Origin of the sequence: Acinetobacter sp. ANC 5054, assembly GCF_002135295.1 — a bacterium.
GTDB lineage: Bacteria > Pseudomonadota > Gammaproteobacteria > Pseudomonadales > Moraxellaceae > Acinetobacter.
On record NZ_NEGG01000001.1, the window covers coordinates 381,463 to 403,001 of the forward strand.

General features: G+C 41.8%; 21 protein-coding genes. 5 read left to right on the forward strand and 16 right to left on the reverse strand.

Features of this window, described 5'->3' with window-relative positions; genetic code table 11:
• Positions 1-83: 83 nt before the first annotated feature.
• Positions 84-521, reverse strand: a complete 438-nt coding sequence (locus tag B9T33_RS01800; protein ID WP_086177233.1) for a DUF2147 domain-containing protein — start codon at positions 519-521, stop codon at positions 84-86.
• A 155-nt stretch (positions 522-676) separates the two neighbouring features.
• Between B9T33_RS01800 and B9T33_RS01805 the strand changes: the two genes are divergently transcribed.
• Positions 677-1,588 (forward strand): alpha/beta hydrolase, encoded by a 912-nt coding sequence (locus tag B9T33_RS01805; RefSeq protein ID WP_086177234.1) that lies wholly within the window; start codon positions 677-679, stop codon positions 1,586-1,588.
• A gap of 118 nt (positions 1,589-1,706) precedes the next feature.
• Here B9T33_RS01805 and B9T33_RS01810 read toward each other — a convergent pair whose 3' ends face one another.
• A complete protein-coding gene (locus B9T33_RS01810) occupies positions 1,707-2,276 on the reverse strand; it encodes an FMN-dependent NADH-azoreductase (protein WP_086177235.1) in 570 nt (189 codons plus the stop codon).
• A 253-nt stretch (positions 2,277-2,529) separates the two neighbouring features.
• Here B9T33_RS01810 and B9T33_RS01815 point away from each other — a divergent pair, with 253 nt between their 5' ends.
• A complete protein-coding gene (locus tag B9T33_RS01815) occupies positions 2,530-3,723 on the forward strand; it encodes a GGDEF domain-containing protein (RefSeq protein WP_086177236.1) in 1,194 nt (397 codons plus the stop codon).
• Between the two features lie 33 nt (positions 3,724-3,756).
• On the opposite strand, the gene B9T33_RS01820 is transcribed toward B9T33_RS01815, so the two are convergent.
• The 5 genes from B9T33_RS01820 to B9T33_RS01840 all read right to left on the reverse strand — a co-directional run bounded on the left by B9T33_RS01820 (position 3,757) and on the right by B9T33_RS01840 (position 8,113).
• Complete coding sequence (locus B9T33_RS01820) at positions 3,757-4,425, reverse strand: glutathione S-transferase family protein (RefSeq protein WP_086177237.1); 669 nt, start codon at positions 4,423-4,425, stop codon at positions 3,757-3,759.
• A gap of 10 nt (positions 4,426-4,435) precedes the next feature.
• A complete protein-coding gene (gene dsbD / locus B9T33_RS01825) occupies positions 4,436-6,202 on the reverse strand; it encodes a protein-disulfide reductase DsbD (protein WP_416202575.1) in 1,767 nt (588 codons plus the stop codon).
• 83 nt (positions 6,203-6,285) lie between these two features.
• Positions 6,286-7,056: a transporter gene (locus B9T33_RS01830; protein ID WP_086177239.1), complete on the reverse strand. Its 771-nt coding sequence runs from the start codon at positions 7,054-7,056 to the stop codon at positions 6,286-6,288.
• Positions 7,057-7,070: 14 nt separating this feature from the next.
• Positions 7,071-7,613, reverse strand: a complete 543-nt coding sequence (locus B9T33_RS01835) for an ankyrin repeat domain-containing protein (RefSeq protein WP_086177240.1) — start codon at positions 7,611-7,613, stop codon at positions 7,071-7,073.
• 137 nt (positions 7,614-7,750) lie between these two features.
• Entirely contained in the window at positions 7,751-8,113 is a 363-nt protein-coding gene (locus B9T33_RS01840) for an HPF/RaiA family ribosome-associated protein (RefSeq protein WP_086177241.1), read from the reverse strand.
• A gap of 503 nt (positions 8,114-8,616) precedes the next feature.
• On the opposite strand from B9T33_RS01840, the gene B9T33_RS01845 reads away from it, so the two are divergent.
• Both B9T33_RS01845 and B9T33_RS01850 read left to right on the forward strand, forming a co-directional pair.
• Positions 8,617-9,375 (forward strand): outer membrane protein OmpK, encoded by a 759-nt coding sequence (locus B9T33_RS01845; RefSeq protein WP_086177242.1) that lies wholly within the window; start codon positions 8,617-8,619, stop codon positions 9,373-9,375.
• A 96-nt stretch (positions 9,376-9,471) separates the two neighbouring features.
• Complete coding sequence (locus B9T33_RS01850; RefSeq protein WP_086177243.1) at positions 9,472-9,978, forward strand: GNAT family N-acetyltransferase; 507 nt, start codon at positions 9,472-9,474, stop codon at positions 9,976-9,978.
• A 21-nt stretch (positions 9,979-9,999) separates the two neighbouring features.
• Here B9T33_RS01850 and B9T33_RS01855 read toward each other — a convergent pair whose 3' ends face one another.
• The 8 genes from B9T33_RS01855 to B9T33_RS01890 all read right to left on the reverse strand — a co-directional run bounded on the left by B9T33_RS01855 (position 10,000) and on the right by B9T33_RS01890 (position 19,360).
• The gene (locus B9T33_RS01855; RefSeq protein WP_086177244.1) at positions 10,000-10,482 is read right to left on the reverse strand and encodes a DUF1877 family protein; all 483 of its coding nucleotides are present in this window, start codon (positions 10,480-10,482) and stop codon (positions 10,000-10,002) included.
• A 232-nt stretch (positions 10,483-10,714) separates the two neighbouring features.
• Positions 10,715-11,413 carry an urea ABC transporter ATP-binding subunit UrtE gene (gene urtE, locus B9T33_RS01860; protein WP_086177245.1) on the reverse strand — a complete coding sequence of 233 codons (699 nt, stop codon included), beginning with the start codon at positions 11,411-11,413 and terminating at the stop codon, positions 10,715-10,717.
• A 10-nt stretch (positions 11,414-11,423) separates the two neighbouring features.
• Positions 11,424-12,242 (reverse strand): urea ABC transporter ATP-binding protein UrtD, encoded by an 819-nt coding sequence (gene urtD / locus B9T33_RS01865; protein WP_086177246.1) that lies wholly within the window; start codon positions 12,240-12,242, stop codon positions 11,424-11,426.
• On the reverse strand, positions 12,239-13,312 hold the full coding sequence (gene urtC, locus B9T33_RS01870; protein WP_086177247.1) for an urea ABC transporter permease subunit UrtC: 1,074 nt from the start codon (positions 13,310-13,312) through the stop codon (positions 12,239-12,241). The genes urtD and urtC overlap by 4 nt, the downstream gene beginning before the upstream one ends.
• A gap of 4 nt (positions 13,313-13,316) precedes the next feature.
• Positions 13,317-14,840, reverse strand: a complete 1,524-nt coding sequence (gene urtB / locus B9T33_RS01875; protein ID WP_228145765.1) for an urea ABC transporter permease subunit UrtB — start codon at positions 14,838-14,840, stop codon at positions 13,317-13,319.
• Between the two features lie 204 nt (positions 14,841-15,044).
• A complete protein-coding gene (urtA, locus tag B9T33_RS01880; protein WP_416202576.1) occupies positions 15,045-16,310 on the reverse strand; it encodes an urea ABC transporter substrate-binding protein in 1,266 nt (421 codons plus the stop codon).
• A 399-nt stretch (positions 16,311-16,709) separates the two neighbouring features.
• Positions 16,710-18,590 carry a DNA topoisomerase IV subunit B gene (gene parE, locus B9T33_RS01885; protein WP_086177250.1) on the reverse strand — a complete coding sequence of 627 codons (1,881 nt, stop codon included), beginning with the start codon at positions 18,588-18,590 and terminating at the stop codon, positions 16,710-16,712.
• 119 nt (positions 18,591-18,709) lie between these two features.
• Positions 18,710-19,360, reverse strand: coding sequence for a YqiA/YcfP family alpha/beta fold hydrolase (locus tag B9T33_RS01890; RefSeq protein ID WP_086177251.1), 651 nt, complete (start codon positions 19,358-19,360; stop codon positions 18,710-18,712).
• Positions 19,361-19,604: 244 nt separating this feature from the next.
• Here B9T33_RS01890 and B9T33_RS01895 point away from each other — a divergent pair, with 244 nt between their 5' ends.
• Positions 19,605-20,936: an alpha/beta hydrolase gene (locus B9T33_RS01895; RefSeq protein ID WP_086177252.1), complete on the forward strand. Its 1,332-nt coding sequence runs from the start codon at positions 19,605-19,607 to the stop codon at positions 20,934-20,936.
• A gap of 57 nt (positions 20,937-20,993) precedes the next feature.
• Here the strand turns inward: B9T33_RS01895 and B9T33_RS01900 are convergent, their stop codons facing one another.
• Positions 20,994-21,521 carry a disulfide bond formation protein B gene (locus B9T33_RS01900; RefSeq protein ID WP_086177253.1) on the reverse strand — a complete coding sequence of 176 codons (528 nt, stop codon included), beginning with the start codon at positions 21,519-21,521 and terminating at the stop codon, positions 20,994-20,996.
• Positions 21,522-21,539: the final 18 nt, after the last annotated feature.

Consider the following 21,539-nt stretch of genomic DNA (forward strand, 5'->3'; position numbering starts at 1 on the left):
AAGATTTCATTTCAATTTTTTGAGATGAAAATTTTCCATAAAAAAAGCCTGACGATGTCAGGCTTTCTTAGGATCAATACAAATTAGTTTGCACGAATCCACGTTTGGTTACGACCCAAGGCAGAAATACCAATAAAGCCGCGAAGCTCTAATTTTTTACCGCCATCAGCCAATTGACCTTTTAACTTGTAAGTTTTGCCAGATTGAGGGTCAAGAATCGAACCTTCGTCATAGCTCGTACCACCAGCGTTTTTAAGACCACTAACAATACGTAAACCTTTTAATGATTTGTTATGGTACGGACCTTCACATTTGCTGCAGGCATTTTCTTCACCCTTGGTCAAAATTTGCTGAATGCTGGCAGTAAGTGTGCCATTTTTTTGCTCGGTGAATTTTACAATCGCTTTTGGCTGCTTGGTTTTGTCATCAATGGTTTTCCAAGTTGTGCCATTTAGCGGGTCTGCTGCATTTGCAAATACAGCTAAACTCATCAATCCTAATGCTAATGCAATTTTTTTCATTTTTGTATGTTTCCCTGGTCTGGTATAGACGAGATTAGTATCTTAAAGTCACAACAAATTATCAATTTTTGTATGTGACCGTTTAGTGTAACCTTGTAAACCGTGTTGGTAAATATACTCACACGATTCCAAAAACATAAAAAGATGGACGGAAAATGAAGTTATCACCACTCACAAAACAACTCATTACAGAACGTATTTTAAAGACCACGATTCGTGCGCCGAGCCAATTTAATTTACCTCCAGAAACCTTACGTTTTGCACTAGAACAAATGTGCCGTGTGTTTCCTAAAAACCGTGATGTACACGTCCGCCCCATTCATTTAGCAGGCTTAAATGCCGAAGAAATTAAGCCCCAACAAGAATCGACCCAGCTGATTTTTCACATTCATGGCGGCGCATTTTTTTTAGGTTCAATGAATACCCATCGAGCATTCATGACACAAGTCGCGGCACGCACGCAAATGCAGGTCATCCATTTAGATTATCCTCTTTCACCTGAAGCACAATATCCAGAAGCTTTAGATGCATTATTTAATGTGTATGTCGAGCTATTAGATCAAGGCATGCAAGCCAAAGACATTATTTTATCGGGCGACTCATGTGGCGCGAATTTAGCACTGGCACTGGCTTTAAAAATTCAAAAAGAACAATTACCACAAGTCAGTGGCTTGGTATTGATGTCACCCTTTTTAGATTTAACCCTGACCAGCGAGTCTTTACGCTATAACTGTAAGCATGATGCCCTTCTAAGCATTGAAGCCTTAGAAACAGGCATTGATTATTATGTTCCACGTTCAGTCGACCGTGCAGACCCAGAAGTTTCGCCTTTTTTTGCTGAATTAACGGGATTACCCCCAATTCATATCCAAGTCGGTTCTAAAGAAATTTTATTAGATGATGCTCAGCGCTTCAAAGCCAAAGCAGAAGAGGCTGGCATCGAGGTAGAATTTAAACTCTACACTGGCATGTGGCATAACTTCCAAATGTTTAGTGCGTGGTTTGAAGAGGGGCAACGTGCGTTGGCAGATTTAGCGGACTTTGCACACCGCTTAGATCGAACATAATCGTTAAGACATGAACGATTGAAATAGAAAAAATAAAGATAAAAAAAGAGGTCAGCGCTTGCTGACCTCAAAATGAGGAACATTGAAATCACTCATCAACTCAAATGCAGAGACCCAATTAGATCGCTTGAATTTTCGCTTGAGCTGCAGACATTGCTTGTTGTTTCATTTCCGCACCCATATTCACGCCTTCTGCACGAATAATTTCGACATCATTGACCCCTGTAAAATTGAACACGGTTTTCAAAAAGCCTTCTTGATAGTCTACTGGGCTGTTGTCACCATAAACACCACCACGGCTACTTGCGATATAGACTTTTTTGTCACCTGCTAAGCCCACAGGACCTTGCTCTGTATATTTGAAGGTACGACCTGCAACACTAATACGGTCAATCCACGCTTTTAAAGTGGATGGCAAGCCAAAGTTATACATTGCAGCGCCCACGACAACCACATCCGCATCTAAATATTGTTGCAACAATTGCTCACCCAGCGCAGATTGCTCCGCATTTTGTCCCATCAAAATTTCACTGTTCAAATGTGGAATTTGTTCGACAGCCAAATCAAGATGCTGAACCTGTGCTTCTGCACCGTGCTTTTGTTTTAAATGCTTGACGATATCCGCACTCAATTGACGTGATACAGATGCGTCGCCCATGATGCTTGAATCGATGTGGAGAATTTTCATTTCAGAACCTAATGCTTATGTTTTTAACTTGAGCCTAGTTTAACCAAATGACATAAATAGAATAATCCCTATCTCTATGACACTATGTTTTATTTATAGAACAATCAGCAACGCCCGAGATGCCATCGGTACAAAATAACTTGTCAGTTCAGTGTCGTTATCAATCAACATTTTTCGTGTTAAGGTAATTAAAATGATATCTATATAAACTTTAAGAAAAAAATTGATAACTCAAACAAGGCCATAATGCAGGATGAAGTGGATTTCAAACATACGTGACCTGATGCTTCGCAATAGCGTCAGCCAGTACTTACTGGAAGACGAAGTTGTGATGAACTGGAGTATCCTGAAAAAATGTATGCTGATGCTCATCCTTGGCTCGGCCATTCATCTGCTGTGGATTATTTGGAAATGGTATATTTTGATCACGCCAGAATTATGGCAGTGGGTCAATCTTCCCATTGTTGAATCACAACTGTGGGTCAATATCATATTTTTTGCCTTGATGATTCTATTAATTTGGCCCTGCTATGCGTGGAAAGATCAGCCCACGGTACAACTGCTCCTGCCCTATTTATCTGTTGGTTTATTTGTCATTTCATTGTGCCGAGATGGTTATCTCGTTGGGGTCCTCAGCCCTGCAACCATGATCGCATACGTCAGTTTAATCACTGTCGGTTTAGTGCTGTTTACCCGAAAAATTGTCTATAGCATGCTGATTCCAGCAACGATTTTTTTATCGATGTGTATGTACTTGAGCTTAAAAGGCACCATACCGTATGCACCGATTTTTCTGGCAGATGCATCTGGCTATCAAAATAGCTTTTGGCTATTTTCGATGATTTTTTTCATTATCCCGATCTTATTGACCTGTTTAGCTTTATTTGAAACTTTACTCAGTCAATGGCGGCATCGGGAACGCCTAATTCAGAAATTGAGCCAAATTGACCCACTCACCAGTTTGTTTAACCGCCGTAGTATTAATCATTGCTTAGAACAGCTTGACAACCCTTCATCCGAAAGTTATGCCTTGGTCTTACTCGATTTAGATCATTTCAAACGGATTAATGATCAATATGGGCACAATAAAGGTGACGAAGCTTTGATTCTAGTCAGTAATGTGCTCAATCAACATTTACGCGGCAGTGATATTGTCGGGCGTTATGGTGGGGAAGAATTTATTTTGGTGCTAAAAAATTCAAATCTAGAACAAGCCATACATGTGGCTGAGCGCTGTCGCAAAACCATCGAAGAATTGCAAATTTTCAGTGAAGATGGGCAAGCCTTCCAAGTGACAGCCAGTTTTGGTATCGCTATTTCGACCCCTGAATTACGTCCGCAACAACTGTTGACCCATGCCGATCAAGCGCTATATGCAGCAAAGGCAGGTGGTCGAAATATGGTTATGGCTTATACCCCTCAGGATAGTTTTAGCCATTTAATTTAGTGTGTTCCAAATAAGACTAGATGTATCACATCATTAACGTGAATATTGTTCCATTCTTGCTAAAGGCTGCTCTTTTTGCGCAGCTTCAATCCACTGCATCACCGCAGGATGTTGCAGTACCTGCTGCATATAATGCTGTGCATTAGCACTCACTGGCAATTGAAAGCTCTTTAGACGCATGACTACAGGTGCATAAAACGCATCGGCAATACTAAATTCCCCACAGAGAAATGCCGAAAGCTGAGAACGCTGTGCCCAAATGTATTCAATACGTGCAACCTCATCGCGCAGTTCCGCATGCGCCTCCCAAAGCATTTTGCCCTGCGCACTGAAATCAGCTTGAATATTCATGCTGCATAAACTGCGCAATGTTGTAAAGCTACTGTGCATTTCAGCGCAAATACTGCGTGCCCATGCACGCTGAGCAACATGTTTAGGCCAAAGAGCATGTTCTGGATATTGTTCTGCAAGGTATTCACAAATCGCTAATGAATCCCAAATCAAAACCTCTCCATCAGTTAAAACAGGCACTTTAGCATTGTCATGCAAGACTTTAAGCGTCTGTTTAAACTGTCCGCCTGTGGGGTCTTCAGAAAAAGGAATGATATGCTCTTGGAATGGCAGTTGAAATGCCTCTAGGACTAACCAAGGACGCATCGACCATGAAGAATAGTTTTTATTGGCGATATAAAGTTCCATCATGTTTCATCTCCTACTCAGCCGCTTTAAATTTTTCGATTTGTTGTAACAGCTCTGCTTCAGTAAATGCACCCGTTAAACGTAGACCACGGATTTCTTGATGTGAAGGATTCAGGAATAAATAAGTCGGTGGCCCTAAAATATCCCATTGATTTAACAGTGCCTGATGCGTGTCGTCATACTGGCTTAAATCCAGTTTAATCAAATAATATGGCGCCAGTGCTTGTTGTACTTTAGCCGATTTTAAAACTTTATGTTCAATTGGCTGACAGGCCACACACCAATCTGCATAGACATCAATAATTGCAGCTTGACCTTGTGGAATTTGCTTTAACAATTGCTGAAATTCGTTAGCTGTATGCGCCACATGCCAATTGGCTTCAGCGGAATTTTGTGCGACAAAAAAACGCTGACTGTGTTGAAATTGACTATAGACAATATAAGGCACGGCCAGACACAGCACTAATATATATAACCATTTTAACTGCGTGCTGCGCCATAAAATACGCCACAGAACATAAGCACTAAAAATGATACCCAGTCCTAACGATAACCATTGCAACCATGCTTCACTGATTAACGGGCGAATAAAATAAAGCGCCAATGCCAACATAATAAAGGCGAATAGTACCTTAATTTGGTTCATCCACAGACCCGCTTTTGGCAATACACGAGCACCCAAAACACTTGCCAAAAGGAGTGGTGTTCCCATACCAAAACCTAAAGTGAACAACAACAATGCACCTTGCCATTGGCTATGGGTTTGGGAGATAAACAGCAATGCACCCGCCAAAGGCGCGGTCATACAAGGACCCACCAATAAAGCTGAAATCATGCCCATGACGCCCGCGCCAACCAAGCTCCCACCTTTTTGCATAGATTGTGCTTGGTCTAAACGATTGACCAAGCTGCGAGGCAACTTTAGCTCAAACAAACCAAACAGGTTTAAGGCAAAAACCACGAACAAGAGACTAAACGCAATGAGTGTTGAAGGCTGTTGTAGCCAACGCTGAAAACTTAAACCCGCAGATGATGCAACCAGTCCAAGAACGGCATAGACCATCGCCATACTGGTCACAAAGGTCAGCGCAATCATCCATGCCTTTAACCCACGACTGTCACGGACAATCAACGAAGTCAAAATAGGCAACATCGGTAATGAGCATGGGGTAAAGGCCAATAAAAAACCCAAACCGAAAAATAGCAATAACCCATAAAAAATCGAGCTTTGAGCTAATTTTTCAGACCACATTTGGTCGCTTGCAGTAAATGTAGCTGTAGATTTTAATTCAGCATTTTCAGCACGCTGCTGATCGAGTGTTAAATCGGCTGTTGGAGTTACAGTTGAATTGTCAGCGGCTAAATCGAGTAAACGCTTCGAATGATTCGCAAGGTTTTGCTGAGTTACCAGACCATTTTCATCGGTCTGAAATTCTATTTTCTGTGGTGGATAACAGACGCGATCTTTGGCACAGCCTTGCCAACTCACCTGATAGGTTTGCATTTTCTGGGTAGGAATATTGAAGCTCAACTGCTGGTAATACACTTGGGTATGGCCATAGTTATCGTCTTTCAAATCTTCCGCAGGCGGTAAATCCAACTGAAGCGGCTGATTACCCTGTTTCACTTCAATTTTATGTTGATACAAATAGTAATGTGCTGGAATATTCCAACTCAATTCTGCTTGTTCTGCATTATTTGAAACAGCGCTAAACGGAAAGGCTTCTTCGGCAGACAGTAATGTCTCCTGTGCTGAAAGGCCCATACTGAACGACAACATCCCTGCTGCCGCCACATAAATCCATTGTTTCATTCAGCTGAATCACCCTCAGTTATTGTCTACAAACCACTTAAAATGAAGTATTAAAATAAGTAAGCGACACCTAAACCTGATTGATAGTTTTTATGAGCACCTGTCAGCTCTAGACCGACACTGGCATCGAATTGCATACGATCTGACACTGCATAAATCAAACCTGAAGCCAAGGAAACCTGCTGCTCTGTACTTTCCGCTTTGCGATATGCCAACTCAGAAAAGCCCGATAAATTACCTGCAATTTGATATTCCATACCTGGAATTGCAGTGACTGCCCAATCGCTGTCTTGTACTTCATAACGCATGGTAATGGATGTATTTATAGTGTCGCTGAACTTATATGCCACGGCAGAACTTAAGCTATAAATATCATCTTCATTACTAAAACCAGCATCACCCGTTGCAATGACAGCTTCAGCTAGAATTGCCATCGACAATTTGTCGTCATGCAAATCAATGGCTTTTTTCAAACCAATGCTAACATCGCCTAAACCATCATCTTCGACCGATTTTCCTGCAACTTTCGTTTTCGTCCATGCAGGTCCTTGCCAGCCCAATTGCAATTCTAAATCTTGAGCTAAGCCCGTACGAAATAACATGTCTGCATTTAAAGTGGTGGTTTTGACTTTCTCGCCATTTTCATCGCGGCTTTCAGCATAACTGGCATTCGGCAAACTTTGCTCCCAAGCCAAGCGACCTACAGGCGTAATACCTGTGCCCATACCTGCACCCGGACGATCAAATGAAAAATCTGCGGCCATTGCAGATAGGCTCAAACCAGAAAGTGTGGCAATACTTAAAACTTTAAATACAGTCATGTTGATTCTCTCAATTAAGCTAATTCTTTTGTCATTTTTGCGCCATGGCTACGCAAAAGATCTAAGGTTTGTTTTTCTTCGTCTAAGGCTTCAGACCAATTAATTGCATCAAAATCACAGTCAAAAAATAATTCACTAATTGATGACAAGATACTGAGACCATCGCTATCGATCATATTCGGATTCACTTTTTCATCTAATAAGCGCTGTACGGCTGGCACACAGGCTGCACTTGCAGCATCCCATAATGGACCATAAACTTCCTCTGCATCCCATAAGTGCACATTGGTTTTCGCCTGTATTAAAGCTTCTAAAATATCCATATGAACTTGAAGTTGTTGTTGTTTTTGCTCTTGATTCATTGGTTGGCCCGCTTCATAAGCTTCGCACACCATTTCCCACCATTTAAATAGACCATCTGACCAAACAGAAATCGCAGGACCTTTTTCAAAATCGACAAAATTCGGATTGAGACCATCTGCTAACAGGCGTTGCACCTGTGCAAGATCCTGTTCTTCTAAAGCCTGCACAAAAAGCTGTTGTTGTGCTGTTAACATTTGGGAAGCTCACTTCAATTTATTTTGATCTATTATGCCGAATAAAGCGCTGTTTGTTTGAATTTCATGTAAAAACAAAACACAAAAAATAAAAGTCATAAAAAAAGCCCCTTTCGGGGGCTTTTTTTGTTTGCGACTTATTCGTCGCCCAGATCGTCCGCTTCAGCAAAAGCTGGTTGAGTTGCTCGCGGATTTTCTTTCTTTTCAAATAAATGTTCTAGACTACGTTTAAGTCGTTCGATCGCACCATGAATTGCAGTATCTACATTATGACCGCGATGGTTCACGACTACAGGTTTTAACCCTGCTGGACGTGCTTCGATCATACATTTGATGTCATCGCTACCGCCCTTATCCCCATTTTCATCACTTAAATGCACCGAAAAGTGGGTAATGCGTTCACTATGGCGCTGAAATTCTTCATTAAGTTCTGCACGAACGTAAGTAATTAATCGATCACTATTTGTAATGTTTTTGTCTGTACGGATTTCAATGTTCATAATATCATCCTCATATCTATCTGTATTAGCTATAAATATTTGTGCAAAACTTATTATCTTGGCACGTTACACTTGCTGTTTAAATCACAGCAATGACCATCTTCAATTTCGTTTGGAACATTGTCCTCCACATTGAATGATGAACACTTAAGAGTCTGCAGATCCGTGTCCTTATACTTCGAATATCGGTCTTAAGTTAAAATTTTGCAAGTGCTATTTTGATATTTTTTTTAAATCCATATTTAAAATAAGACTTTCTTTTCTTTTATGCGCATTTTTTATTGGCTTTGGTCATGTTTTTGCCACTTTATGTATATTGTTTTAGCAATTAAATCTTAAGTTTATCTGTTTTAAGTGCAATTAAATAATGACGAATATTCATTTTTTATAATCTAATCAACAACCTTAATTTACAAACTTTTTTTGCCACTGAGTAAAATTTGGCTTTATTTTTGCTTAAGAATCTGTATGCTTTCAGTGCTTCTTGGGGGGATATATTTTTAATGAAACTTACACGATTAGTTGCTACATGCGCATTGGCTTCTGCTGCTGCATTTACACAAGCTGCGCCTGTTTGGCAAGACTTCAGTATTACTGGTCTTTATGGTGAAAATTACAAATCACCATTTGCCAATGGTGATGAAAAAATCGATCAAAGTACCGTTACTTTTGAATATGGCGCTGGCCTTAAATATGGTGATTTCTTTGCATTTGCTGACCGTGCAAATAACGATGTAGATGGCAATACCACATATTTCGAAGTTTCACCACGTATAAGTCTTGGTGCAGTTTCAGGTCAGAAACTTGCTGTAGGTCCAATTAAAGACGTTTTAATTGCTGGTACTTGGGAAGGTAACAGCGGTAACTATCCTGGTGCAGATTTCAATAACTACCTTTATGGTATTGGTTTCGATCTCGAGATCCCATATTTCAAATATGCACAATTAAACTTCTATAAAGCTGACAACGATAAAAAAGTGTCAAAAGATGATTATCAAATGACATTTGCCTATGGTATTCCATTTAACGTTGGTGCTGAAGATTTCCTTGTTGATGGCTTCCTAGACTGGTCAACTGCTGAATCAGACCACGCAAGCGAATTAAACTGGACAACTCAGTACAAATGGAATGTTGGTAAACACTTTTCTCCAGATACTCGTCTATACGTAGGTATTGAGCATTCCGTTTGGAATAATAAATTTGGTAACAAATCTGGTATCAATCAAAATGACGTAAGTGCTTTAGTGAAATACCACTTCTAAGCCAAGCGTTTATATCAAGAAAAGCAAGACCATGGTCTTGCTTTTTTTATGGCGATCGGTAGACAATCAAATGCGTTTTATCGATTGATGAGCACCATGCCATTCTACATTCGCCCTGCCACATCTACTGATCTGCCAAACATTATGGCGATTTATAATCATGAAGTTTTGCATGGTTTTGTCACATGGAATCATCAGGCTTTTCCGCTTGAATACTTTCAACAAAAGCTAGATGAGTTGAATGCACAAAACTATCCATTTTTTGTCATCGTCGATGTGGGTCATAATACTGAGCAAGTTGCGGGTTATGCCGATTATGCTGCTTTTCGCAATTTTGCGGGTTACCGCCATACGGTGGAACATTCGGTATATATTGATCCTCGCTATGCACGAAAAGGCTATGGGTCGGCATTACTCGATCATTTAATTCAACATGCGAAAACACAGCAAGTACATGTCATGATTGCAGGTATTGATCATGGCAATACCGCCTCCATCGCACTTCATGAAAAGTTTGGTTTTCAGCAAACCGGTTATATGCCTGAGGTGGGGCAAAAATTTGGCGAATGGCGCGATTTGGTGCTAATGCAATTGAACTTGTAATAGCTATTTTCAACTCATTATTTAAAATAGTTTTTCCAATCGAATACCATCTTTAATCACACTCAAAACCGTTAAATTTTGTCGAGCGGCATCGCGGTAAAAACTTTGTAGCTGTAGATAAATCAATTTGAGTTCGGCAAGCTTCAACTCATTTTCAGGTGTTGTGTCCGCAATGGACAATAGATAGCGTTTTTTAATTTCATCAACACTTAAGTTCGCTAAAACATGCTGAATTTCATCGACCCGAACCACCGTATTGTAATGTACTGCCAAACTGAGTCCCGGACGTCGATCTGAAAGTGGATGTTCAGTTTCAATAGCATAAGTCAACGACGTCTTTGACTGCCCTTGTGGATTGAGTAATTGATTGAGTACTTCCCATGTTTCACCCAAGAACAGCGAGTGTTGCATAAATGGAGATTCGAGCACATCTTGTGGCGTTTCCGCTTCTAATATTAATGTCTCTAAATCATTAGGTTTTACTAAAAATAAAATTGCGTCCATATTCTTATCTTCTTGTTATGACTTAACTTTAGATTAATCCAATTTGAGTAAAAAATATGCAGATGATTTGTATTTTTAATCCTTAAAATTTCGCTTGATTCAAGCCTTTCCAAAAAAATTTAATTGAAGCGTGCAGCAACGCTGCATAAAAAAAGGACATTCTGCGAATGCCACTTTAGATCAAAGTGGCATTTTTTTCTGCCAATTTTTAAATCAACCGAAAGGAGAAATACTAAATCGCCACTAACTCACGAATCCCCTTTGCTGGCATTTCATTGCCGATCCCTTGCGCGACAACTTGTCCACGCGCCATGACGGTATAACCGTCGGCAAGCTCTTCGGCAAAGTCATAAAATTGCTCAACCAAGACGATCGACATGTCTCCACCAGCTGCAAGTTTTCGAATGACCCGGCCAATGTCTTTAATAATTGAAGGCTGAATGCCTTCAGTCGGTTCATCTAAAATCAATACTCTTGGCTCAGATGCCAGCGCCCGTGCAATAGCCAGTTGTTGCTGCTGACCTCCCGATAAATCACCCCCTCGCCGATGCTGCATTTCATCTAATACAGGAAAAATTTCATACAGATGTTCAGGCACTTTACGGGTTTTAACACCTTTAAATTTTGCCATCCCGATGAGGATGTTTTCCTCTACTGTTAAGGTTGAAAAAATATCGCGACCTTGTGGTACATAGGCCAAACCCGCGTGGACACGCTGTTCTGGACTGAGTTTGGAAATATCCTGTCCATCCAATAAGATCTGACCCGATTTAATTGGCAATATGCCCATTAAACATTTTAATAGCGTGGTTTTACCGACGCCATTACGCCCCAACACTACAGAGCATTCTCCAACAGGCGCACTCAATGACACATCCCGCAAGATATGACTCCCACCATAATATTGATTGACGTTTTTGACTTCTAACATGGTCTACTCCCTAACGTCCTAAATACTTTTCAATCACATCTTCATTGGCCTGTACCTCAGCCAAAGTGCCTTCTGCCAAAATTGCTCCTTGTGCTAAAACTGTGACTTTTTCACTGATGGTGTCAATAAAACTCATGTCATGTTCCACCACCACGAGGGTATGGTTCTTTTTCAGTTCTAAACATAGTTCCGCCGTGCGTTCTGTTTCAGCATCAGTCATGCCAGCAACTGGCTCATCCAATAAGATGAGTTTGGGACGTTGCATCAGTAACATGCCAATTTCCAACCACTGTTTTTGCCCATGTGAAAGAAGTCCAGCCGGTTTATTTACTAGTTCCTGTAAGCGAATTTGTGCCAATGATTCATCTAAGGCATTTTGTGCATCTGGATCAAGTTTGCTAAAGAGGCTTTTTTTCACGCGCTTATCTTTGGGTGCTGCAAGCAGTAAATTTTCCATCACCGTGAAGTTTTCAAACACCGTTGGCTTCTGAAATTTTCGACCTATGCCTGCCTCAGCAATTTGTTCCGTACTCATTTTCTCCAAATCATAAGTTTGTCCAAAAAATGCACTGCCTTCTGTAGGACGTGTTTTGCCTGTAATCACATCCATTAAAGTGGTTTTACCTGCCCCATTGGGTCCAATGATGCAACGTAGCTCACCTTCATTAATATAGAGCGATAAATGATTGAGGGCACGAAAAGCGTCGAACCATACACTGACGTTTTCTAAATACAGCGCTACACCATGGGTAAAATCTGCACCTGACACTTTGGGACGACCATAGCCTTCAGCAGCATGTCCGCCATGCGCTTGAATTACATCACTCATTCGCTACGCTCCTTTTTAAAACGCTCTAACAGCCCAATCACACCTTTTGGCAGAAAAATCGTCACCACAATAAATAATGCCCCTAAGATCAGTAACCATGCCTCTGGATACGCCACGGTGAAATAGGTTTTCATACCATTAATCAGACCAGCACCGAGTATTGGACCGATTAAGGTGCCTCGCCCACCTGCTGCGACCCACACCGCCATTTCAATCGAGTTCACAGGGTTCATTTCACTTGGATTGATAATTCCGACCTGTGGCACATATAACGCACCTGCGATACCCGCAATCACCGCAGATAACACCCATGCCGACAACTTGTACCATAGTGTGCGATAACCTAAATATTGCAGACGATTCTCACTATCACGAATTGCCCCCAACACCCGCCCATAAGGCTTATTCATGAGATGACGCAGTCCTATAAAGCACAGCAATAACATTAATGCGGTCAGGAAACATAAGCTGGCACGCATAGGTGCAGAAGTAATATCCAGACCTAAAATGGTTTTAAACCCCGTAAAACCATTGTTGCCGCCAAACCCCGTTTCATTGCGGAAGAACAATAAAGCTGCGGCAAAAGTCATGGCTTGGGTAATAATAGAAAAGTAAACACCTTTAATTTTGGAGCGGAAGGCAAAGAAACCGAATATAAAGGCGATGAGTCCAGGGACCAAAACGACCAAAGCCAGTGCCCATAAAAAATGATTTGTACCGACCCAATACCATGGTAATTCGGTCCAGCTTAGGAAGCGCATAAAATCAGGTAAGCCATCGCCTGCGGCTTCTCGCATCAAGTACATACCAAACGCATAACCGCCCAAAGCGAAATATAGACCATGTCCAAGACTCAAAATGCCGGCATAGCCCCAGACCAAATCCAGTGCCAAAGCAACCAAGGCCAAACACATAATTTTGCCAATTAAGGTCACCCAATAAGCAGACAAATGCAGGGCTGAATCGGCAGGTAAAACATGCAACCACGGTAAGATCAATAGAATGGCAAAACACACGGCAATCGCCACACCGCTATAAGGTTTATCGGATAATAATGAAGTGATTTTCATGCGCTTACTCCACAAATCGGCCTTTGATAGCAAACAAACCTTGTGGACGTTTTTGAATAAACAAAATCACAAGAACCAGTAGAATAATTTTGGCCAATACCGCACCCATGCCAATTTCGAGCACTGTACCGCTGATGCCTAGGCCTAAAGCAGCCAATACAGCGCCCCACACTTGACCCACGCCGCCAACCACAACCACCAAGAAAGCATCGATAATGTAATTTTGACCCAAATCTGGACCTACGTTTCCAACCTGCGCTAAGGCACATCCTGCAAGGCCTGCCAGTCCAGAACCCAATCCAAACGCTAGCATATCGACACGACCTGAGCGAATACCGACGGCTTGCGCCATTTGACGGTTTTGCGTTACCGCCCGAACAAACAGCCCAAAGCGGGTTTTATTGAGGAGATAAATCAGCAATAGCAGTACTGCAACAGTGAAGCCAATGATGGCAATACGGTTGTATGGCAGCATCAAACTTGGTGTTAAAGCGATCCCGCCTGAGAGCCATGAAATATTTGACACCTCGACATTTTGAGCACCGAACACCATGCGTACGACTTGCATCAGAATTAAGCTCACCCCAAAGGTTGCCAATAAGGTCTCTAACTGACGCCCATATAAAGGGCGAATCACCGTGCGTTCAATCAACATCCCAATCAAGGCACTGACCAAGAACGCCGCAGGAATGGCAGCAATCAGGTACCAATCGACATAACTACTGAGGTAGCTTTTAAATAGGCTTTGCACCACATAAGTCGTATAAGCACCTATCATAATCAGTTCGCCATGTGCCATATTAATGACACCGAGTAAACCATAAGTAATTGCGAGTCCTAGGGCTGCCAGTAACAAAATGCTTGCTGTGCTGAGTCCTGAAAATACATGCCCTGTCCATTCACTGGCTTGGATCCGTGTTTTAATCTTGCTTTTGGCCTCAACCAGCGCAGCTTTTAATTCGGGGTGTATATTCGGCTGTTGTAATTCTTGTTCAACCATCGCCAAGACATCTGGTCGGTCAGATGCTTGCAGGACTTTTACAGCATTAATTTTTTCTAAAATTTCTGAACTTTGATAATCCAAACGGGCTTTTAATTGTGCTAAACGCGCTTTGACCTTGTTATTTTTTTCATTCAAATACAGCTGATTAATGCTTGCAACATCCAATTCAGCCAAGTTATTTTCTAAAATATCTATGGCATCTAAACGCTGCGCAAGATCATCGGATTTTAGTTTTTGTTTGGCTTGAGCAAAGCTCAGTGCCTTCTGTAAGGTATTCACCAAAGTCACTTGAGACAGATCTGCTGGCCAGTCTTTGACTTCAGTTAAGTCTGGATAACTCAGCAGTTGATCTTCAGCCTGCAAAATATAGGTTTGACTTGAGCTATCACTATACAGTTGGTCTTGTTCCACATACCCTGCAAGTTGATCGAGCTGTTCAATGCTCGCAGGCCATGCATTTAATAAGCTTCGACGCTGAGCAAAATCACCGCGGACAAATTGTTGAATAGCATTGTCTTGGGCCATCGTTTCGGTGGTGATTGATGCTTCAGTCGTGCTGTTGGCATGTAGACTTTGCAAAGTAATGAAAGAACTGAGCAATATAAAAAGAAGTGAAAAATAGCGGATTTTATTCATGTTATTGAGATCCCTAATGAGTTATGACCAGCCTTGTACAGGCAACTCCATCGTTTGGATGTCCGCCTATGCAGCGGACATCATTAGGTACGATTATTTCGGGATGTATGGGCTCCAAGGCTCCGCAGCAATGGTTTTCGGTGTTTTGTGTACCACATCAAACTGACCGTCGGCACGGATCTGACCAATCATCACCGGTTTATGTAAATGATGGTTGGTTGCATCCATTTGTAAGGTATAGCCTGATGGGGCTTTAAACTCTTGACCCGCCATTGCCTCACGTACTTTATCGACATCAGTCGTACCAGCTTTTTCAACCGCTTGTTTCCACATATGGATACCGACATAAGTCGCTTCCATTGGGTCATTGGTCACAAATTTATCGGCATTTGGCAGTTTATATTCCACGGCATACTGCTTCATTTTATTGGTAAATTCAGTATTCACTGGATTTTTCACCGACATGAAATAGTTCCAAGATGCCAAATGTCCAACCAATGGCTTGGTATCAATACCGCGTAGTTCTTCTTCACCGACGGAGAATGCCATGACTGGAATATCCGCAGCTTTAATCCCTTGGTTGCCTAATTCACGATAGAACGGCACATTTGAATCACCGTTAATGGTCGAGATCACAGCAGTCTTTTTGCCTGCTGCAAATTTCTTCACATTGCCAACAATAGTTTGATAGTTACTATGACCAAACGGTGTGTATTCTTCCATGATGTCGGCATCGGCAACGCCTTTCGACTTTAAGAAAGCACGAAGAATTTTATTGGTGGTACGTGGATAGACATAGTCCGTACCAAGTAAGACGAAGCGCTCTGCTTTACCGCCTTCCTCACTCATTAAATATTCCACCGCAGGAAGCGCCTGCTGATTTGGCGCAGCGCCAGTATAGAAAATATTTTTAGATTGTTCCTGACCCTCGTATTGCACTGGATAAAACAGTAAGCCATTCAACTCTTCGACGACAGGCAGAACGGATTTCCGCGATACTGACGTCCAACAACCAAAAATCACTGCGACTTTGTCTTGGGTAATCAGCTGACGGGTTTTTTCCGCAAATAATGGCCAATCTGATGCAGGATCGACCACCACAGGTTCAAGTTTTTTTCCAAGTACCCCGCCATTGGCATTGATCTCATTAATGGTCATCAAGGCCGTATCTTTCAGCGAAGTTTCTGAAATCGCCATGGTGCCAGACAGTGAATGTAAGATACCAACCTTAATGGTATCGCCGCTGCTTGCTGGTGCTTTGGCTTCAGTCTGGGTTTCTGCTGTTTTTTCCGCAGGCTTCGAACATCCCGATAAAACCAGCGTCCCCATTATTGCTGCTGCAAGTAATTTTTTAGGCATTTTTTTGTGTTGCAACATAGTCATTTCTCCAAGGGTCTTGGTGCACTTTTGATATGCAGGTGTTTAGTATTGTTATTGCCTACAATTCAATTTCTGTGCCACATCGATGGAGCAACATGCTCAAAGCAAAAGAGATTATTTAAATTTATTTATAAAAAACATGATGATATAAACAATTATAAAAACATATTGGCTACATAATAATTTTCATCTTTATCCGTCTATCCTGACTGTGTTGAACAAGTCACCATTCGAAAATTGCCATTATTTTTGTTCTTGCTGTACGAATTAAGTGCACAGCACTTCAAGGTTTATGCACAGTTTTTGTTCATTTTTAGATAGGACATAAAAAAGCCCGCATGTGCGGGCTTCAATATCGAGCAGATCACTGAAGGTCGATTAAACCGCCAAATCCGCCAAATTACCTTTTTGTTCCAACCAATGTTTACGGTCAGAAGAGCGTTTTTTCGCAAGGAGTTTATCCAATAAACCAGCAGTAAAATGCATATCATCCAAATCAAGCTGTACCAAGCGACGAGTATTTGGATCCATCGTGGTTTCACGCAATTGACTTGCGTTCATCTCACCCAAACCTTTGAATCGGGTAATTTGCGGATTTTTGGTTTTGCATTTTTTCAAAATGCTTTCCAATTCATCGTCATCCAGCGCGTAATGCACATCTTTGTTGTCATCAATACGATAAAGCGGTGGCATTGCAACGAACAGATGACCTTCTTCCACTAGAGTTGGGAAATGTCTAACAAACAGCGCACAGAGCAAGGTCGCAATATGTAGACCGTCCGAATCCGCATCGGCCAAAATACAAATTTTGCCATAACGCAGTTCAGATAAGTCATCACTCCCCGGATCCACGCCAATCGCAATCGCAATGTCATGGACTTCCTGCGATGCTAAAACTTCGTCTGAAGAGACTTCCCACGTGTTTAAAATCTTACCGCGAATCGGCATGATCGCTTGGAAGTTCTTATCACGCGCTTGTTTGGCTGAACCGCCCGCAGAGTCACCTTCCACAATAAACAGTTCAGACTCTTCTAAAGTGTGCCCTACGCAGTCAGCTAACTTACCCGGCAATGCAGGGCCTGAGACGATTTTTTTACGCTCGACTTTTTTTGCTGCTTTTAAACGACGACCCGCTTTGGCAATCACCATTTCCGCCAGTTGCATCGCAATGTCAGAGTTCTGGTTGAGCCACAAGGCAAACGCATCTTTGGCAATGTTCAGTACCACGCCCGATGCTTCACGGCTTGAGAGGCGTTCTTTGGTTTGCCCTGAAAACTGTGGTTCTTGGAATTTAAGTGACAAAATAAAGTTCACGCCATCCCAGACATCTTCAGCAGACAACTTCATGTTCCGTGGCAACAAATTACGTAATTCACAGAATTCACGAATTGCATCAGTCACGCCTGAACGTAAACCGTTCACGTGTGTACCACCTTGCGCAGTTGGAATTAAGTTCACATAACTTTCTTGGATCTGTTCACCGCCTTCAACGTTCCAACAAATCGCAAATTCAGCGCTGGCACGCTCAGCTTCACCTGTGGCTACAAAAGCAGGTACAGGCACGATGTCACGGTCTTGCAATTCATCCATCAAATAGTCGACAAGACCATTTTCAAACTGCCATTCGATCTTTTCATTGTTGATTTGATCGATATAAATAATCTGCAAGCCAGCCGCCAAAACAGCCTTGGCTTTTAAATTATGTTTTAAGGCTTTGAGGGCAAATTTAGGTGAGTCAAAATATTTGGCTTCAGGCCAAAAATGCACCGTGGTTCCTGTTGCACGTTTGGCACATTTACCTTCCAGCACTTCCAGTGGTGCAACGGGTGCACCGTGCTCAAAGGCCATTTTATACAAGTTGCCCTGACGCTGAACTTCCACTTCTACACGGTCAGACAATGCGTTCACGACTGAGATACCCACACCGTGTAAACCACCCGAGAACTGATAGTTGTCGGTACTGAATTTACCGCCGGCATGGAGTTTGGTCAGAATGATTTCAATACCGCTTTGACCATATTCAGGGTGAATATCGACCGGCATACCGCGACCATTATCTTCTACAGACAAAGAGCCATCTTTATATACGGTCACGGTAATTTTATTGGCATGACCTGCAAGTGCTTCATCGACGGAGTTATCAATCACTTCCTGCGCCAAATGGTTCGGACGTGTGGTGTCTGTATACATCCCCGGACGGCGACGTACTGGATCGAGGCCAGATAAAACTTCAAGTGATTGAGCCGTATATTGCGTCACGTTGCAAAATTCCCTGCTTTCTTGGTTAAAACATTTTCTTCAAGCGCTACAGTATATGCTTTTTTCTTAAAATGCATATCTCTAGCCATCAGCCGCTATTTTCTTAATCGTTTAAAACGTCAAATGATGTCGCAACTACCTATTTCGCTGTTTTTTTGGTAATTGCTGCTTAGCGACTGCATATTTTTGACAGCATCGGCTAAAAACTGCAAGACCATTGGTATTTTTTCTGCAAAATCATCCATGCCATGACTCCCGCCAACATCCGTCATCACCAGTGCCATACCGGCTTCTTCTGCGCTATAAAATTGTTGTGCTTCTCGATAGTCCAAGGTTTCATCACCTTGCTGCAACAACACCAATAGAAGTTTGGGATGTGGAATCTGCTGCACGGCCAAGCTTTGCATATCATCCAATTGCGCATCATCTAAACGCCACGTCTTTGTGACTTGATAAGGCAAACGGACGTGTTGAAATAAGTCACGGAACAATTGCCATGGTCGAATGGCAGGGTTAATGAGTACTGTTGGCAACTGATACTGTGCCATCAATTGTGTGGCATAGAATCCCCCTAAACTGCTCCCCACCAAGACCACTTTATTTAAGGATTCAATTAAAGCAGACATTTCTGCCATCACCTGTTGGGGCGGTTTATTTAAATTGGGTAAATGCACCGAAATGTTAGAATATCCTGCTGTATATTGCTTGAGTAATTGACCTTTGATTGAATTTTCGCTGCTTTGAAACCCATGTAAATAAATAATATTCATGCTTTAATTCCTAACCATGTCTTTATTTCAGCTAAAATCAGTTATAAATGTGAAGCATCCATCACACATTTTATTAATTTAACTTTTAGTAAAATTGTCGGACAAAAAACTTTCACCTCAATGCCCGATCTATGTATTGTAAGTGTGGTTCATGAATTTTTTATAAAATAAACAATGAAACACCGCCCGTTCCAGCGAAAAATAAAATTTAGGAATTGGGTCTGAATGTAAGGATAGGAAGACAATGCCGAGTTTAACACCGTTGCATGAAACCTACTGCAAATGGGACCGTACACCGCCAAGCCAAGCCGATGTTTTGGAAGGACTAGCACAGTTGGTCACGATGCGTTTTAGCGATGTGGTGCATGACTTAATCAAAAACATTCAACGCGAAATCCTCATGAGTATTTTTGGCATGAGTGAACAAGGCTCTAGCGCTTTTCACAAACAGCCGACGATTGCTCGACTTTATGAGTTTTCTTACAACAGCTTTTTCAATTATGGGAACTACCTGCTTGCACCTGTTTTGCGAAGCATTATTGAAAAATTCCCACGCTTACATGAAAAACCGTTGACCCCATCACTACACGTTTTGGTTGGTGCATTGAATGGTGTACTGGGCGATTATTTACTGAAATATCATAATCCAATGGCGCTACCGATGGTGGTCTATGACCACTATGGTGCAGTGCAAAAAGGCGAACTTACCGGTCGAATTACCCTATTGGTACATGGCTTATGTATGAGCCATTTATCGTGGTCAACCTCAAAATATGGTGGCATTGGTGAAAAATTGCTGTCACAGCGCGATCACAACACCATGCTCTACCTTAACTACAACACGGGTCGTCGTATTTCAACCAATGGGCGCAGTCTAGCCAACACCCTAGAAGATTTAGTCCGTCGTAATCCTGGCATCACCAGTATCGACCTGATCGGTCACAGTATGGGTGGCTTGGTCTCTCGTAGCGCCATTTTCTATGGCAAACAAAACATGTACCAGTGGATTCACCAAGTTGAAAATTTGGTCTGCTTAGGCTCACCACATCATGGCGCTGCCCTTGAACGTTTTGGTTTTAATTTACAAGATCGATTGGGGCGTTTCCCTTTGGTCAAAATCGTGGGACACATCGTCAATATTCGCAGTAACGGTATTTTAGATTTACGTTATGGCAGTGTACGCGATGATGATTGGGAACATAATGATGTACGTATCGGTTTAGTGGATGACAACCGTAAACCTGCACCGATTCCTTCACATATTAATACCTACTTAGTCGCAGGTACGATTGAATACGAGCATCGTCGTAATAAAACACTGCACGTAATTGGCGATTATTTGGTCAGCGTAAAAAGTGCTTTGGGTGAACATCCCAATGCCCGCTATCAGTTAAAAGTGCCTGACTCACATAAAGCCATTTTTTATGGTTTAAACCATTTTGAAATTCAGCATCACCCACAAGTGGCTGAACAAATTGTGCATTGGTTCTATCCAAATAGTGAAGACAAAGTGCATGAACATATGTACGAGTTCATGTTGGATTTAGACAGTATGGAAGGTATTGCTCTCACTTAAAGCACATCCTTAGCAATAAAAAAGCCCTCAACAGAGGGCTTTTTTATATTTGTTTAATTAGTATTTATCACGTAAGCGTTTTACTGGTGCTGTTTGATATTTTCTAAATAACTGCCATAGACTGATTAACGTTAATAACGCAAAAAACACAAAAGACCATACAGGTAAAGATTGCCCTAAGAAGGTCCAGTCGACTTTGGCACATTCACCTGAACCTGTCAGTACTTGTTCAAATACTGATTTCATGGGCAAAGTTTCTACCCAATAATCTAGACCGGGACCACAACTTGGGACTTTGTCTGGTGGTAGATTTTGCAGCCAGATATGACGTGCAGCCACACCTGCCGACCATAAAATCGAGATGCTCCCCAATAAAGCATAAATGCGTTTACCCACATTCGACTTCGGATTATGAAGGAGTGCAATCAATGAAATGATGCCCAAACCAATCAAACCGATGCGCTGGAATACACACAATGGACAAGGGCTTAAACCCTGAACATGCTCTAAAAATAGCGCGAATGACATACCCATCACGCTGGCTAAAAACAACAAACCACTCACGAAGCGGAAACTCCATTTCATGGTAAATCCTCTTAATTT

What these genes read in the sequence shown, in the direction of transcription:
- B9T33_RS01800 (WP_086177233.1), bottom strand. Translation starts at nt 521, where the DNA reads ATGAAAAAAATTGCATTAGCATTAGGATTGATGAGTTTAGCTGTATTT.
- B9T33_RS01805 (WP_086177234.1), top strand. Translation starts at nt 677, where the DNA reads ATGAAGTTATCACCACTCACAAAACAACTCATTACAGAACGTATTTTA.
- B9T33_RS01810 (WP_086177235.1), bottom strand. Translation starts at nt 2,276, where the DNA reads ATGAAAATTCTCCACATCGATTCAAGCATCATGGGCGACGCATCTGTA.
- B9T33_RS01815 (WP_086177236.1), top strand. Translation starts at nt 2,530, where the DNA reads ATGAAGTGGATTTCAAACATACGTGACCTGATGCTTCGCAATAGCGTC.
- B9T33_RS01820 (WP_086177237.1), bottom strand. Translation starts at nt 4,425, where the DNA reads ATGATGGAACTTTATATCGCCAATAAAAACTATTCTTCATGGTCGATG.
- dsbD (WP_416202575.1), bottom strand. Translation starts at nt 6,202, where the DNA reads ATGTTGTCGTTCAGTATGGGCCTTTCAGCACAGGAGACATTACTGTCT.
- B9T33_RS01830 (WP_086177239.1), bottom strand. Translation starts at nt 7,056, where the DNA reads ATGACTGTATTTAAAGTTTTAAGTATTGCCACACTTTCTGGTTTGAGC.
- B9T33_RS01835 (WP_086177240.1), bottom strand. Translation starts at nt 7,613, where the DNA reads ATGTTAACAGCACAACAACAGCTTTTTGTGCAGGCTTTAGAAGAACAG.
- B9T33_RS01840 (WP_086177241.1), bottom strand. Translation starts at nt 8,113, where the DNA reads ATGAACATTGAAATCCGTACAGACAAAAACATTACAAATAGTGATCGA.
- B9T33_RS01845 (WP_086177242.1), top strand. Translation starts at nt 8,617, where the DNA reads ATGAAACTTACACGATTAGTTGCTACATGCGCATTGGCTTCTGCTGCT.
- B9T33_RS01850 (WP_086177243.1), top strand. Translation starts at nt 9,472, where the DNA reads ATGCCATTCTACATTCGCCCTGCCACATCTACTGATCTGCCAAACATT.
- B9T33_RS01855 (WP_086177244.1), bottom strand. Translation starts at nt 10,482, where the DNA reads ATGGACGCAATTTTATTTTTAGTAAAACCTAATGATTTAGAGACATTA.
- urtE (WP_086177245.1), bottom strand. Translation starts at nt 11,413, where the DNA reads ATGTTAGAAGTCAAAAACGTCAATCAATATTATGGTGGGAGTCATATC.
- urtD (WP_086177246.1), bottom strand. Translation starts at nt 12,242, where the DNA reads ATGAGTGATGTAATTCAAGCGCATGGCGGACATGCTGCTGAAGGCTAT.
- urtC (WP_086177247.1), bottom strand. Translation starts at nt 13,312, where the DNA reads ATGAAAATCACTTCATTATTATCCGATAAACCTTATAGCGGTGTGGCG.
- urtB (WP_228145765.1), bottom strand. Translation starts at nt 14,840, where the DNA reads ATGGCCCAAGACAATGCTATTCAACAATTTGTCCGCGGTGATTTTGCT.
- urtA (WP_416202576.1), bottom strand. Translation starts at nt 16,310, where the DNA reads ATGCCTAAAAAATTACTTGCAGCAGCAATAATGGGGACGCTGGTTTTA.
- B9T33_RS01890 (WP_086177251.1), bottom strand. Translation starts at nt 19,360, where the DNA reads ATGAATATTATTTATTTACATGGGTTTCAAAGCAGCGAAAATTCAATC.
- B9T33_RS01895 (WP_086177252.1), top strand. Translation starts at nt 19,605, where the DNA reads ATGCCGAGTTTAACACCGTTGCATGAAACCTACTGCAAATGGGACCGT.
- B9T33_RS01900 (WP_086177253.1), bottom strand. Translation starts at nt 21,521, where the DNA reads ATGAAATGGAGTTTCCGCTTCGTGAGTGGTTTGTTGTTTTTAGCCAGC.